Source organism: Epilithonimonas sp. (assembly GCF_036780765.1).
Taxonomy (GTDB): domain Bacteria; phylum Bacteroidota; class Bacteroidia; order Flavobacteriales; family Weeksellaceae; genus Epilithonimonas.
This window is the reverse complement of the sequence record NZ_DAIQCG010000002.1, coordinates 181,875-197,015: the sequence shown is the minus strand read 5'-3', so window position 1 is coordinate 197,015 and position 15,141 is coordinate 181,875. Positions and strand designations below refer to the sequence as shown.

The window sequence follows — 15,141 nt, the reverse complement described above, 5'->3', positions numbered from 1 at the left end:
ATAAATGAGTGAAAATTAACCAAATAATTTACAATACATCACAGCTCTAACATATTAATGTCTCAAAACCAAAAACATTGCGATTTTTTTTTTATTTTTGCAGACAGTTTTTGAGAGAAAAATGATATAAAAATGACGAATGTATACGATAATATTCTTGGTTTAATTGGTAACTCACCGTTGGTCAAGTTAAATCAAGTTACCAAGGACATTCCTGCGACAGTATACGCTAAGTTGGAATCTTATAATCCTGGGCATTCTACAAAAGACAGAATTGCTCTTCATATTATAGAAAATGCGGAAAGACAAGGAATCCTAAAATCAGATTCTGTAATCGTAGAAACTACTTCAGGAAACACCGGTTTTTCTATTGCAATGGTTTGTATCGTAAAAGGTTACAAATGTATTCTTGCAGTTAGCGACAAAACGAAGGCTGAAAAAATTGCTTATCTTAAAGCGCTTGGCGCAACAGTTTATGTGTGCCCTGCTTCTGTTCCTGCAGACGATCCAAGATCTTATTATGAAGTAGCGAAGAGAATTGCCGCAGAAACACCTAACTCGGTTTACATCAATCAATATTTCAACGAATTGAATATTGATGCACATTACCAAACCACAGGCCCTGAAATCTGGAAACAGACAGAAGGAAAAATAACGCACCTTTTTGCTTGCACAGGAACTGGTGGAACGCTTTCCGGTTCTGCAAAATATTTGAAAGAACAAAATCCTGACATCAAAGTAATTGGTGTAGATGCAGATGGCTCTATTCTGAAAACTTACCACGAAACAGGAAAAATCAACAAAACAGAAATTCATCCATATCAAATTGAAGGTCTTGGAAAAAACTTGATTCCTGGCGCTCTTTTATTTGATAGAATCGATGAGTTTGTAAGAGTTAATGATGAGATGTCTGCTTACAAAACACGCGAGATTGCTTTGAAAGAAGCGATTATGGGTGGTTATACAACTGGAGCAGTAACTCAAGCTTTGATTCAGTATGCGAATTCTCACGAGTTCAAAGAAGATGATTTGATTGTTTTGATTTTCCCAGACCACGGTTCACGTTATATTACGAAAGTTTACAGCGACAAATGGATGGAAGAACAAGGTTTTATCAACAATTGTTTCCACAATTATGATGAAGTGTTCAAAACAGAAATCATCAAATAAAATTTAATCACAAAATCTATAACCTTTTGTTATGCAAAAGGTTTTTTCAATCAATAAAAAATATCAGTTAGAAAAAATGGACATTTTTGAAAGAATAAAACAAAATCCAGGCCCACTAGGACAATTTGCAGATTACGCAGAAGGCTATTATATTTTCCCAAGATTAGAAGGACCAATTGGCCCGAGAATGAAGTTCCAGGGGAAAGAAGTGATTTTTTGGAGTGCTAATGATTATTTAGGACTTTGTAATCACCCAGAAGTTATTGCTGCCGATGCAAAAGCCGCAGCAGAATACGGAATGTTTTATCCAATGGGCGCAAGAGCAATGTCTGGAGAAACTGAACAGCATTTGCAATTGGAAAGAGAATTGGCAGAGTTTGTTCAAAAAGAATCCGCTTATCTTCTGAATTTCGGTTACCAGGGAATGGTTTCTTGTATCGATGCATTAGTTTCCAGAAATGATGTGATTGTTTACGATGTAGATTCTCACGCTTGTATTGTAGATGGTGTTAGATTGCACGCTGGAAAACGTTTTACATACAGACACAACGATATCGTAAGTCTTGAAAAAAACTTAGAAAGAGCTAAAAAAGTAACTGAGGAAACTGGAGGCGGAATCTTGGTAATTACTGAAGGGGTTTTCGGAATGAGAGGCCAACAAGGTAAATTGAAAGAAATCTGCGCTTTGAAAGAAAAATATGGTTTCAGAATTTTGGTTGATGACGCTCACGGATTCGGAACGCTTGGAGCAACTGGAGCTGGTGCCGGTGAAGAGCAAGGATGTCAAGACCAGATTGATGTTTACTTCTCAACATTTGCAAAATCTATGGCTGGTTTCGGAGCTTTCTTGGCTGGGAACAAAGAGATTATCCGTTATTTGAAATTCAACCTAAGGTCTCAAATTTTCGCAAAATCTTTGACAATGCCAATGGTAATCGGAGGTTTGAAGAGATTGGAATTATTGAGATCAAGACCAGAAATCAAAGCTAAACTTTGGGAAAATGTTGAAAAACTACAAGGCGGACTTAAGAAAATCGGTTATAATCTTGGAGATACCAATACTTGTGTAACACCTGTCTTCATCCAAGGAGGACCGATGGAAGCGATGATGTTGGCGAAAGATTTGAGAGAAAATTATTTGATTTTCACATCTGTAGTTTCTTATCCTGTAATTCCAAAAGGAATGATTCTTTTAAGATTGATTCCAACAGCTTCTCACACCGATGCTGAAATCAATGAAACACTATCTGCTTTCGAATCTATTCATAATAAATTGACGAGCGGCTACTACAAAGAAGCTGCGGCTAAATTATTAAAAGAGCAAAACTTAGAGTTTAAGCCGATTTAATTATTGGGAATGAGTGATATTCAAATCAAAAAAGTCGGTTTAGAAGATATTGCGGATTTACAAATCATCGGAAGACAAACTTTTGCCGAGACATTTTCAGAAGGAAACTCAGAGGAAGATATGAAGCAATATCTGGAAGAAAAGTTTTCTGTGTCGCAATTGAAATCAGAACTTTCAGACGAGAATTCGATGTTCTATTTTGCTTTGGTTGATACGAATATTGTGGGTTATCTTAAGGTCAATTTGGGCAATTCCCAAACTGAGATCAAAGATAAAAATGCTTTGGAAATCGAAAGGATTTACGTCATAAAGGATTTTCACGGAAAAAGTATTGCAAAACACCTTTACAACAAAGCTATTGAAATTGCAGAATCCAAAAATGTTGATTACGTTTGGTTAGGTGTTTGGGAAGAAAATGCAAGAGCCATAAGTTTCTACAAGAAAAATAATTTTTTAGAGTTTGATAAACATATTTTCAAATTTGGAAATGATGAGCAAACTGACATTATGATGAAGCTTCATCTCAATAAATAAAAAAAGCCGATTTGAAATTTCAAATCGGCTTTTTTATGCTAAAGGTCTTCGTGTTTTCTGATTCAATTACCATTAATGATTTAATTGATTTTTTAATCTGGTAATACAACATTGATGCTTGTAATTTTTTTTTGGAAATTTCGGTTTTATGTTATTCTAAAAACATTAATTAATCTTTTTCAAATCCAAATCCTCAAAATCAAAACTAAAATCCGTCACATCAGAGATTGGTTTCATTTTCGCAGAAACCGCTTTTCCATTCTCATCAAAATTAAGAGTAAAAAACGCATCGGCATCATAACTTCTGTCATCCCATTTTGCCACAAAAGAATTCGCTGAGTATGGAATCAAATCACCTTTCAGCCTTGGAGAAGATTTAGAAATAATTCTATAACCTTTCCCTTGTTTAGAAACCTCAACAATTCCGAACCACTCATCTTTGTACCAACCGATGAATTGGTCATCTTTCAAATCAGATTTGAATTTTGAAGCTTTATCATAAACTTCTTTCTTTTGTTTTGCGAAAGTTTCCTCATTTTTCTTATTTCTGTCACCGTAAAGTTTCAGCCAATCACGGTTTTCAACACCCAGATAAGCATCTTTAACCGAATTTGTAATCGTAGAAAATGCCGCACCAGATTGCTGATTAGTCAAAACCACAATTCCTAATTTCATATCTGGAATCAATGTAAAATGCGTCACAGTTCCAATCAAACCTCCAGAATGCTGAACCTGCAAATGACCTTTCACATCGCTCAAAAACCAGCCTAATCCATACCCATAAAAATGAGTATCATAAGGCGAACTCATTCCCACTTTATCAGAAATCTGAAGGCTCCAAAGTTCGTGAGCATTTTTTTCAGAAACCAAACGCTTTCCGTCTTTGGTCACAAATCCGTTCAGGAGGAAATTCGCCCAAGTCGTCATATCTTGGATATTACTCATAATTCCGCCTGCTGCGTTCGCTGTTTCGTTCCAATCGTGAGGAACTGCAATCGCTTTTCCGTCAACCGGAGCGTGCGCATCAATAATATTTTGTGAATTTTTTGCTCTACTATAAGAACCGAAACTTGCCGTCATCCCAACAGGTTTCATAATTCTCTGCTCGATAAAATCTGCCCATTGCAAACCGGAAACTCTGTGAATCACTTCCCCAGCCACGATGAACATAATATTATTATAATCCAAAGTCGTTCTGAAAGGATTTTCTGGTTTAAGGAATCTCACATTGTGAACAATATCATTAACAGTCAAACTCCCACCTTCCGGAAAAAACATCAAATCGCCTTGTCCTAAACCAAGACCAGCTCTGTGAGTTACCAAATCTTTGATGGTCACATTCTGAGAAACATATGCATCTGCCATCTGGAACTCAGGGATATATTTTGTCACTTTATCGTCCCAGTTGATTTTGCCTTCATCAGCTAAAATCGCCAAAGCGGTACAAGTGAAACCTTTACTATTAGACGCTATTCCCACCAATGTATTATCGTCCATCGGCTGGTTATTTTTAAGCGAACGAACACCAAAACCTTTCGCATAAATAAGTTTTCCATCTTTCACAACACCAACAGACATCCCAGGAACATCAAATGTTTTTAAAGAATTCTGAATCAGTTCGTCGAGTTTTTTTTCTTCAATCTGCGCCTTGGAAACAGTGAACGAAAAAAGAACAAAGAATAAAGATATATTTCTTTTCATTTTTAAATTAGAATTTAGGCTAAGATAGGAATTTGTAATTTTTAATTGATAATGATTATGGGTTAATTATCTTTACATTTTAAATTTAACCCCAAAATACAATGTCCTATTGCCAAGCCATAGAAAAGATGCAGCCAAAAGAGCGAAAAGCATTGCACAAAAATTACCATGATAATCATTATGGTTTCCCAATCCACAATGATGATGAACTTTTCGGAAGGTTAATTATGGAAATCAATCAAGCTGGATTGAGCTGGGAAACAATTCTTAAAAAAGAAGAATCTTTCAGAAAAGCTTACAGTAATTTTAGTATCGAAAAAATTGCTGGTTATACTGAAAAAGACCGCGAAAGATTATTATCAGACCCAGGAATTATCCGAAATAAACTAAAAGTAAATGCAGCCATAGAAAATGCAAAAACCATTTTGGAATTGAAAAAAGAATTCGGTTCGTTCGAAAAATGGTTGGAACATCATCATCCAAAAACGAAAGAAGAATGGGTAAAACTCTTCAAGAAAACTTTCAAATTTACTGGTGGAGAAATTGTAGGTGAGTTTCTGATGAGTATCGGCTTTCTGAAAGGTGCGCATTCCGATAACTGTAAAATCAATGAGAATATTTTTGCAACTAATCCGAAGTGGAGAGAAACTAAATAGATTCAATACGATTTTCTCAGTCTGAAAAATTCGCCTTAAATTTGTAGAAATCTAAAGAAAGTAAATGGAAAGTAAAAAAGAATTCTTCCTCGAGTGTTACAAACTCGGGATAATCAAGTTTGGGCGTTTCACACTGAAAAGCGGTATAGAAAGTCCGTTTTATGTGGATTTGCGTCCACTTGCTTCTGACCCAAAAATCCTAAAAAAACTAGCCAATTATCTTTTGGAAATGCTTCCTTTGGATAATTTTGATATCATCTGCGGGGTTCCTTATGCAGCGCTTCCAATGGCAACAGCAATGTCGCTGGAAAGTTATCTTCCGTTGATTATCAAAAGAAAAGAAGCCAAAGCTTATGGAACAAAAAAACTAATTGAAGGGATTTACGAGAAAGGACAAAACTGCCTTTTGGTAGAAGATGTCATCACCTCCGGAAAATCTTTGGTTGAAACGATTGATGAAGTTGAAAATGAAGGCATCAAAGTTTCGGACATTGTAGTCGTTTTGGACAGACAACAAGGCGGAAAGGAAAAGCTGGAAGCCAAAGGTTACACAGTTCACTCGCTTTTCAATATTTCTGAGGTTGTGGAAATCTTGAGAGAAGTTAATTATATTGATGACGAAGAAGTTGCAAGAATTCAAGATTTTGTAAACGGAAATCAAGTTGTTTTTGAGGAGAAAAAACGTTTGTCTTACGAACAAAAATTGGAAGTTGCTGAACATTCTTTCGCTAAGAAAATCCTTGAAATAGCCATTGAAAAAAGATCAAACCTAATTGCATCTGCAGACTTTATCACAACAAAAGAATTATTAGATTTTGCTGATATCGTTGGTCCACACATTGTCGCTCTTAAAACTCACATCGATATTTTGAATGATTTTGATGCTGATGAAACCATTCTTCCGCTCAAAGATTTGGCAACGAAACATAATTTCCTTTTGATGGAAGACAGGAAATTTGCCGACATCGGAAATACTCAGGAATTGCAGTTTTCTTACGGAACTTACAAGATCTCCAACTGGGCAGACTTGGTTACTTCCCACGTTATTGGCGGAAGCAAAAGCTTGGACTGCTTTGTGAATGTTGGTGTTGTAGCGATTTTAGGAATGTCTTCTGAAGGAACTTTGACCGATTCTCATTATCGTGAAGAAGCTTTGAAAGTTATAGAAAACCATCCGAGTATAATTGGTTGCGTAGCTCAAAATGAAGTTTCTGACCAGCTTTTATTGTTCACGCCAGGTGTTAATTTGGGAACAAGTGGAGATGACAAAGGACAGCAATATAATTCGCCGGAACACGTGATTAGAAATTACGGAACAGATTTCATCATCGTTGGACGCGGAATTTACAAAGCCGATGAACCTGAACAAGAAGCTTTACGCTACAAAAACGAAGGCTGGAAAGCTTATCAGGATTCTTTGTAATTTTAACAAAAAAACATCACGCTTCATCAGAAAAAAATAGTAGTTTTAGTTACTGATATTTTTTGATGAAGCGATTTTTTTTGTGTCTATCCTTAATTTGTTATTTCTCGGCAAAAGCGCAGCGAGATACTATCTCAATCCGAGCCAGGCTAAATGACGATCAGAAAACGATTTCTGTTGAACAGGTTCTTATTTACCATAATTCTCATCAAAAAGCAATTAAACAAATCAAGCTTCTGAATTGGGTTTCAGCATATCAGAACAGAAAAACACATCTACTAAAAAGAAAATTAGAAGATCGAAAAAAAGATCTTTTTTTCGCAAAAGATGAACAACTCGGAAAACTGGAAAGCCTTCAATATTCTTACGGAAATATTTCTGCGGAAATTCTTAATAAAACTCAGGAAAACATTCTCATTCCTCTTTCAGAACCTTTGGAAGCTGGAAAAAACATCAAACTTAATCTGAAATATCAAATTCAGCTTCCTGATGCTCGTTTTACGGGTTATGGTTTGGATGCTAATTTTATTTTATTAAAATATTTTTTCCTAGTTCCAGAAACTTATGAGGATGATTCTCACAAAAAATCTTTCTATCGTGATACAGAAGAAACAGCTAATGCAGGCTCATTTTGGAAAGTCAATTTCGAGATTCCGACTAATTGGAAAATCTATTCAAACCTTAGTCAAAATAATAATTCTGAGTTCGAAGGACAATCTATCAATGACCCAGAATTTCAAATTTCAACAGAAATTTATCCTGAGTTTCCCATCAATATTGATTGGCAACAAATTAATGTTCAACTCGGTTATCAGGTGACGGAATATCAACGTCAGATTTTAGGTTCTGTCATTACGAATCATCTTAAATTTATAAAAACGAAAGTTGGGAATCTTCCTAACAAATTGTTCATCACTCAAAAATTCCTGAATAAAGAAGAATTCATTGGGATTGATGATATTAAGTTTTGGAAATTCAAATATCAATTGTTTACGGATTATGAGAAGACGGATTTGGATTATTTCAGCGTGATTTCTAAGAAAGTAATGGATAATCATTTCATCACCAACAAAACCCAAGACCATTGGCTGAAGAATGGTTTGAAGTCTTATCTTGAGATTGAATATCTTAAACAATTCTATCCAGAGCATAAACTTTTGGGAAATCTTCCAGACAATGCAAGGATCTTCGGCATCAAACCTTTGAAGCTGTTTCACGCTTCGAAACTGAAATTATCCGAGCGTTATGGTTTGGCTTATCATTACATCTCGACTCAGAACCTTGACCAGAAAATCACGACGCCTTATTATCTTCTGAGCAACTTCAATACAACAGCTATCAGTCAGTTTGAAATGGGAAGTCTTTTGGCTCAAATCTCAGAATATACTGGAGCGCAATCTTTTGATAATTTTTTGAAAGACTACCTTTCTGCTAATTATCAATCCAAAACAGATGGTCAAAAATTCTTAAATGACCTAAAAAACTTTTCCAACGGAAAGTCTAATTTTTTGCAGCAAATGATGTCTGAGAAACACAGAATCAACTTCAATTTGAAAAACGTCAAAGAACAAAAAGATGATTATTTGGTTGAAATTCATAAAAATAACATACTGGAAATACCTCTAAAAGTAGAAACAGAGAAGAGTTCTGGCGAAACGACTACCTATTGGAAAGAATCGAGTTCGGGAAAAAGCGATACTCTTCTGGTTCCAAAAGAGAATGTAGAAAAAATTGTTTTAAATGACAATTACATTTTCCCAGAATCTAACTACCGCGACAATTACATCTACACCAAAGGATTATTTTCCAATACAAAAAAGATAAGATTCAAATTAATAAAAGATATCCAAAATCCTGAATACAACGAAATTTTCTTAACACCAAGATTGACTTTCAATGCTTATGACAAGATTCTTATTGGGATGAATTTCAAAAACCAAGGTATTTTTGACCAAAAGTTCGATTATTCTGTCACACCATATTTCAGTACCGGAACAGGGAAGTTAACCGGTTCTGGAGCCGTAGGTTATTCGATTTTACCACCGAATAGCTTTTTCAGAAGTTGGAATTTTGCCGTTTCCGGTTCTTACTTTCATTATAACAATAATTTAGCTTATAAGAGATTTGGCGCAGGAACTTCCATTAATTTTAATAAAAATCCGAGAAGTGCCATTGGAAGAAGCTTATATTTCTCCTACAATTATTACGATAGAGAACTAACTCCACTGATGATTGAAAATAATCTTTACTCCAAATACAATCTTTGGAATTTGGGTTACTCTTATTCTGATAACCGATTGATTCACGAAAAATACATATCGGGGAACCTGCAATGGATGGAAGACTTCCAAAAGATTTCGGCAGAAGCTTTTTACCGTTGGGAATTTTCAAAAGATAAAAAAATCAGTTTCCGTTGGTTTGCTGGTTATTTTATAAAGAACGCTACAAAGAACGCTTTGTTTAATTACGGAATTTCACGAGTTTCCAACTACTCTTTTTCCTATGGTTTATTAGGGCAAAGTGCAACTTCTGGGATTCTTTCTCAGCAGTTTATCTTGGCAGAAGGTGGATTCAAATCGATGTTCAATACATCTGTCAATCAGTTTATCACAAGTCTTAATGTAGATTCTCACGTTTGGAAATGGTTTAATGTGTATGCAGATGCCGGTGTTTACAAAAACAAAGACAGAGCAACACAATTCATTTGGGATTCTGGAATAAAAGTGAAAGTAATTCCCGATTTCTTAGAAGTTTATTTCCCTGTTGCCTCTAGTTTAGGCTTCGAGCCCGGTTTCAAAGATTATGGCTACAGAATACGCTATACTTTGGTTCTTAATCTTGGTGCGTTGATTAATAACCTGAGACGGGGGGTATTCTAAAAATTAGATAAATTTTGAATCGAAATAAGTAAAAACAAAAAGGCTTCCAAAATTAGAAGCCTTCTATTTTTAAGAAAAACTATGATTAGTTTTTGATAACTTTTTGAGATACTTTTTCTCCGTTTACAGTACCAGTTACGATGTACATCCCTTTAGCAAGAGAAGAAACGTTCAAAGTAGAACCTTCTGTTACTTTAGCAGCTTTTACAACTTGTCCAGCAGCGTTTACGATTTGGATATCGGCAGTCTTAGCGAAAGCTAAAGTTTCAGAAACTACAGTATTTTTAACTAGAGTTGAGTTAGCTTTAGTAACGTCAGAAACCGCTAAAGTTGCCATATTTTGTGGGTTAGGAGCAGTTTTTGTAAAGTCAGAAGCATTATTATTAGTATCAACAGTACCTCTTGTTGCAGATGATGTAGCATCTAATGCTGGAGCAGCACCTGAACCCTCATACAAGTTAGCTGTTCCATAACCTACAAAATCAATCACATTAGATGCAGTAGGACCAGTAACTTGACTTGTGTTATTTGCCAATGCTACTTTACCATTTGCAGCAGCCATTGCAAAACCACCTTGGTAAGTATTTCCATTTGAGAAACTTGTGTTAGATGTTACTTGAAAATCTGCTGTAGGAAGGGCAGCGCCAGCAGTAGCTGGTGTACTAGGAACCATTTCAATTAAATATTTTTGCCCCGCATTCAATGTAATTGAAGGTAAAGCTACATAAGAGTTAAATGTTCCAGTAGCAGATGCATATTGTAAAGACGCACCAGTTAGTGTAGCTTGAGAAGACCCTAAATTTACCAACTCAACATAATCATTAGCATAAATAGCAGTACCACCGCCGCCACCGCCGTATACTTCGCTAATAACTATTTGTGCATTTGCAACAGTTGCAACAGACACGATACTTAAAATTGTAAAGATTTTTTTCATTTTATTAAAGTTTAAAAATTGTTTTATTTGTAATATTAAAGGGATGCTAAGTTAATAAAAAAATGTATTCAGCAAAATTTTGTTTATTTTTTAACATTTCTATATCTACAACATTAGATTTAGTCAGCAATGCAAAATGATAACGTTCAAAAACTACCAATTTTACATCATCTAACTTTCCATTATTTTCTTGCAACAAAGGTAAACATCTAAAAACAACTAAATGTTAATCCTGTTTTAAATCATAATAAAAAAACCAGCGCGAAAAGCACTGGTTTTATTGATTTTTTTTTAAAAGTAAGGGAATTACTTCTTGATAATTTTTTGAGATACAGCTTGTCCGTTTACAAGACCAGTTACTACATAAGTCCCTTTTGGCAAAGCAGAAACATCTAATCTAGAGTTTTCTGCAACTTCAGCAGTTTTTACAACCTGACCAGCAGTGTTATAAACTGATACTTTTGCAGCAGCTCCGAAAATAAGCTCGTTAGAAACGATTGTATTTTTTACCAAATTAGCTTTTCCTTTTGTTGCATCTACAACTGCCATTGTAGTTGCATCATATACTTTTACATCATCAATTCTCCACTCTGTAGTATTAGTTCCTGTAAATCTAATTGATAATGTTGTAGTGGAAGGTATAGATCCAGATGGAGTTACCAATGCCCATACAGCAGTACCAGACCCTGTAGCTCTTGTATATGTAAGAGGTGTCCAAGTTGATCCATCCGAGCTTACTTCTACAGTTAACTCGTTATTTGCAGCACTTGAACCTTTTCTTAGACCGAAAGATAACTTTACATTTGAAGCAGTGATAGTACTTGTATTGATTCCTGAAATGATGAAATTTTCACCAGTAGCATTTACCATTACATTATTACTTCCAGAAGCTCCAGAATAATCACTAGCCGTAGATGCATTAGAGGTTCTAACATCTGCAGTTCCTGAGTAAGACCAAGTTCCAGCATTCTGAAAACCAGCATAAGCAGACACTAAAGGATTCCCTGTTGCGCCAGTACCCATATTTTCACTTTGTGCAGTTACTGTTGCAGTCAAAGCGACAACTGCTAATAAAGAATAAAATTTTTTCATAATATAAAAGTTTAAAATTGTTTTGTTTTCTTCTGGGGCAAATATAAAATTTTAATGTTAACTATAATTTTAAAGGCCTGTTTTACGTTTTAAATAATTGTTAATTCGCTGTAAAGCCTATTATTAGTACATTTACACATCACAAGAAAAGGGTGTCGAAGATAAATAAAATTTTTCTAATAATCTATACTTTTTCTGCACTAATTTCGGTTAATGCACAGATTTTCAGTTGGAAAAACCCAAATATCCCGCAAGATTCCCTTAAAAAAGACAGTGTCCTAATTTCTAAAATCAATCAAGATTTTTTCACCAAAGACACACTTGACTTCATCAAAAAACAGAATCGTGTGATTTATGATGAAGAAGTTCTGGTAAAAAATGACAAGAAAAGAATCCTTGGAGAACTCAATTCCAAAGGCTCTATTATTAGAGGAATTACTTTTGGGAATAACCAAGGTTCATCTGTGCAGAGTTCTATGGATATGCAGATTTCGGGAAAACTAAGTCCTGATGTTTCGATTTTAGCATCGATTTCCGACCATAATCTTCCGGTTCAGGCAGATGGATACACACAGACTTTGCAGGAATTTGATAAGATTTATCTTCAACTGAATATTAAAAATCACAGCATCATACGCGCCGGACATCTCGATTTAAATGATGAAACGACTTATTTCGGGCGTTACCAAAGGCGAAGTATGGGATTGCAATTCCTTACCAATTGGGAAAAGAATGGTAACAAAACCTCCGTAGATGTTTCCGGAGGTGTTGCCCGAAGTGAATTTTTCAGGATGCGATTCCAAGGTGTTGAAGGTAATCAAGGACCTTATAGATTGACTGGAAAAAACGGCGAATTATTCATCACAATTATTTCTGGTTCAGAACAGGTTTATATTGATGGAATATTGATGAAACGTGGTGAAAATCAGGATTACATCATTAATTATAATACAGGAGAAATCACTTTTACGAGTTTCCGACCGATTTATTCTCAGAACTTCATCAACGTATCATATAATTATACCAATCGAAATTACACCAGATTCTTAATCACAGGAAACATCAAACATCAACGTGAGAAGTTCAAAGCCGGCTTCAGTTGGTTTATGGAGAATGATAACAAAAATGCACCGCTTTCTCTCAACCTTAGCGAAGAAGACCAACAAACTTTGGTCAATGCAGGGAACAATCAGGATGCAATGTTTTCGCGATCGGGTGTGGAAACAGAATACGACGTCAATAAAATTCTGTACAAAAAGATATTCGACACAGATTCTTTTCATTACGAGTTTTCCACCGACCAAACTCAGGTTTTATATCAGGTTTCATTCACTTATTTCGGTAGCGGAAAAGGGGATTATCAGTTACAACAATCTACCAACAATGGTCGCGTTTTCCAATACGTCGGAGCTGGATTGGGAGATTATATGGCAGTCAGAAAATTGCCGGCACCGGAGAAATCACAAGTTTATTCTGCTAACTTCGAATATGCTTTGAACGAAGGCGTCATCGGAACAGATGTCTCAATGAGCAATTATGATATCAATATGTTTTCGTCCAAAGACAATGATAAAAATCTTGGTTATGCAGCAAGAATCTACGCCAACAAAACGTTCCGAAAAAATACTTGGACTGGAACGCCAATGGTGGAATATCAAATTATCCAAAAAAACTTTCACGTTTTGGACAGAATCAACAATGTTGATTTCTGGAGAGATTTCAACTTAACCAATGAGTTCAGCCAGATTACTCAGAACAGATTTATTTTCTCATTCCTGAATGACTTTAACAAAACTTCAAAGATTAATTATAAACTGAATTATCTTGAAGAAACGGATACTTACAAAGGCATCAAAAACGACATCGATGCTGTTTGGAAAATCGGAAAGTTCAATAACCTCGCATCGGTTTCTTATCTCGACACCAAATCGACTGATCTTAACACAACTTTCATTCGTGGTGCTGTTTCTACAGAATTGGCAGGAAAAAAAGGAAGCTGGATGTTGGGCGGTTCAATGGAACACAACGAGAAAAAATACAACGCAACACAATTGTTGGATGTGACGAGTTTCAGTTGGAAAGAAGTTTTCATTCAGAAAAAAATCGCGGATTCTGCAAGAACTAAATTATTGTCCAAAATTTATCTCAGAAGTAATGATTCGGTGCAAAATAATATGCTTCAGAAGATGAACAATATTTTGGGGTTGATGGCGGAAAGTCAAATCATCAAAACCGAAAAAACACAACTATCGACCTTGGTTCACTACAGAAAATTCTATTATGAAAATCGGACTTTGGCGAATGACCAAAATCAGGATTTCGTAGTTGGAAATATTTTATATAATCAGCAATTGTTCAAAAACGGAATGCGCCTACAATTTTTCTACGAATTAGGAAATGGCCAAGAAGCGCAACGAGAATTTCAATACATCAAAGTAACCGATGGACAAGGCGTTTACAAATGGACGGATTATAATAACGATGGCGTACAGCAATTGGACGAGTTCGAAGTGGCGGAATATGCGGATTTGGCTCAGTACATCAGAGTTTATACCAATAGCGTGAATTATCTTGCATCAAACAAAAACAAATTACAAGTCGCTTTATTCGTCAACCCATCAGTAATTATCAGTTCTGAGAATGCTTTTTTGAAGCGATGGAACTTCAATCTGTCTTTACTTTCCCAAAATTCTTATATGAAAGGAAGCAAAGTTTTGGTTTGGAATCCTTTCGAAAAACAAGCAGATCAATTACTGAGAACGCAGAATATATTAGCTTCTGCTTTATTCAATTCTAATGACAAATCCGGGTGGAACGGAAGTTATCGATATACTGACAATGATAATTTGGTTAATGCCAATTACAGTAACGAAGCGCACGGGCAGAAATCTCATTTCTTGAATGTGGGTTATTCTTTCTCTAAGACTTTCCGCGCAGATTGGGAAAATACTTTGCAAAATGTAACGAACAGTTCGCAGGTTTATGCTTCCCGAAATTATCTTCTTCAAAACTGGGAAACCAAGCCAAAAGGAACTTACAAATTGACCGAAACTTTGCAAACCGAATTATCCGGCGCGCTCCGTCAGAAAAAAAGAACCGACGGTGAGGAACTTTTGAAAACCTACGAAATCTCAGGAACTTTGCAATGGGAAAAAGCGAAAACGTCTATAAGAGCCAATTTTTCTTTCATCAATAATGATTTCTCTGGAAATAGTTTCAGCATTGTTGGAAATCAAATGTTAGAAGGATTAAAAGCTGGGAAAAATCAAGTCTGGACATTATACATCCAGCAGGCGGTAAACTCCTTTATTCAGCTTAATGTGAATTATGAAGGTCGAAACTCTGGTGATAGAACCATCCACATCGGAAGTATGCAAATCCGCGCCAGCTTTTAAATAATG

At 35.5% G+C, this 15,141-nt stretch carries 10 protein-coding genes; 7 read left to right on the top strand and 3 right to left on the bottom strand.

What is annotated here, in order from left to right; all coding sequences use genetic code 11:
* The first annotated feature begins 132 nt into the window (after positions 1 to 132).
* The 3 genes from V7P73_RS04360 to V7P73_RS04350 all read left to right on the top strand — a co-directional run bounded on the left by V7P73_RS04360 (position 133) and on the right by V7P73_RS04350 (position 3,052).
* The gene (locus V7P73_RS04360; protein WP_333851730.1) at positions 133 to 1,170 is read left to right on the top strand and encodes a PLP-dependent cysteine synthase family protein; all 1,038 of its coding nucleotides are present in this window, start codon (positions 133 to 135) and stop codon (positions 1,168 to 1,170) included.
* Between the two features lie 76 nt (positions 1,171 to 1,246).
* A complete protein-coding gene (locus tag V7P73_RS04355) occupies positions 1,247 to 2,518 on the top strand; it encodes an aminotransferase class I/II-fold pyridoxal phosphate-dependent enzyme (RefSeq protein ID WP_333851729.1) in 1,272 nt (423 codons plus the stop codon).
* Positions 2,519 to 2,527: 9 nt separating this feature from the next.
* Entirely contained in the window at positions 2,528 to 3,052 is a 525-nt protein-coding gene (locus V7P73_RS04350; RefSeq protein ID WP_333851728.1) for a GNAT family N-acetyltransferase, read from the top strand.
* A gap of 165 nt (positions 3,053 to 3,217) precedes the next feature.
* Here the strand turns inward: V7P73_RS04350 and V7P73_RS04345 are convergent, their stop codons facing one another.
* A complete protein-coding gene (locus V7P73_RS04345; RefSeq protein ID WP_333851727.1) occupies positions 3,218 to 4,753 on the bottom strand; it encodes a serine hydrolase in 1,536 nt (511 codons plus the stop codon).
* A 101-nt stretch (positions 4,754 to 4,854) separates the two neighbouring features.
* On the opposite strand from V7P73_RS04345, the gene V7P73_RS04340 reads away from it, so the two are divergent.
* The 3 genes from V7P73_RS04340 (at position 4,855) to V7P73_RS04330 (ending at position 9,711) form a co-directional block, all read left to right on the top strand.
* Positions 4,855 to 5,409 carry a DNA-3-methyladenine glycosylase I gene (locus V7P73_RS04340; RefSeq protein ID WP_333851726.1) on the top strand — a complete coding sequence of 185 codons (555 nt, stop codon included), beginning with the start codon at positions 4,855 to 4,857 and terminating at the stop codon, positions 5,407 to 5,409.
* Between the two features lie 64 nt (positions 5,410 to 5,473).
* Positions 5,474 to 6,832, top strand: coding sequence for an orotidine-5'-phosphate decarboxylase (gene pyrF / locus V7P73_RS04335; RefSeq protein WP_333851725.1), 1,359 nt, complete (start codon positions 5,474 to 5,476; stop codon positions 6,830 to 6,832).
* Between the two features lie 80 nt (positions 6,833 to 6,912).
* Positions 6,913 to 9,711, top strand: a complete 2,799-nt coding sequence (locus V7P73_RS04330) for an aminopeptidase (RefSeq protein WP_333851724.1) — start codon at positions 6,913 to 6,915, stop codon at positions 9,709 to 9,711.
* Between the two features lie 85 nt (positions 9,712 to 9,796).
* On the opposite strand, the gene V7P73_RS04325 is transcribed toward V7P73_RS04330, so the two are convergent.
* Together V7P73_RS04325 and V7P73_RS04320 are read right to left on the bottom strand one after the other, a co-directional pair.
* A complete protein-coding gene (locus V7P73_RS04325) occupies positions 9,797 to 10,648 on the bottom strand; it encodes a lamin tail domain-containing protein (protein WP_333851723.1) in 852 nt (283 codons plus the stop codon).
* 306 nt (positions 10,649 to 10,954) lie between these two features.
* A complete protein-coding gene (locus V7P73_RS04320; RefSeq protein WP_333851722.1) occupies positions 10,955 to 11,740 on the bottom strand; it encodes a T9SS type A sorting domain-containing protein in 786 nt (261 codons plus the stop codon).
* Between the two features lie 152 nt (positions 11,741 to 11,892).
* Here V7P73_RS04320 and V7P73_RS04315 point away from each other — a divergent pair, with 152 nt between their 5' ends.
* Positions 11,893 to 15,135, top strand: coding sequence for a hypothetical protein (locus V7P73_RS04315; RefSeq protein ID WP_442896957.1), 3,243 nt, complete (start codon positions 11,893 to 11,895; stop codon positions 15,133 to 15,135).
* The last annotated feature ends 6 nt before the right edge of the window (positions 15,136 to 15,141 follow it).

Excerpts from the sequence above, each read along its gene's own strand:
- V7P73_RS04355 (WP_333851729.1), top strand. The coding sequence starts at position 1,247 with ATGGACATTTTTGAAAGAATAAAACAAAATCCAGGCCCACTAGGACAA.
- pyrF (WP_333851725.1), top strand. The coding sequence starts at position 5,474 with ATGGAAAGTAAAAAAGAATTCTTCCTCGAGTGTTACAAACTCGGGATA.
- V7P73_RS04325 (WP_333851723.1), bottom strand. The coding sequence starts at position 10,648 with ATGAAAAAAATCTTTACAATTTTAAGTATCGTGTCTGTTGCAACTGTT.
- V7P73_RS04340 (WP_333851726.1), top strand. The coding sequence starts at position 4,855 with ATGTCCTATTGCCAAGCCATAGAAAAGATGCAGCCAAAAGAGCGAAAA.
- V7P73_RS04345 (WP_333851727.1), bottom strand. The coding sequence starts at position 4,753 with ATGAAAAGAAATATATCTTTATTCTTTGTTCTTTTTTCGTTCACTGTT.
- V7P73_RS04320 (WP_333851722.1), bottom strand. The coding sequence starts at position 11,740 with ATGAAAAAATTTTATTCTTTATTAGCAGTTGTCGCTTTGACTGCAACA.
- V7P73_RS04360 (WP_333851730.1), top strand. The coding sequence starts at position 133 with ATGACGAATGTATACGATAATATTCTTGGTTTAATTGGTAACTCACCG.
- V7P73_RS04350 (WP_333851728.1), top strand. The coding sequence starts at position 2,528 with ATGAGTGATATTCAAATCAAAAAAGTCGGTTTAGAAGATATTGCGGAT.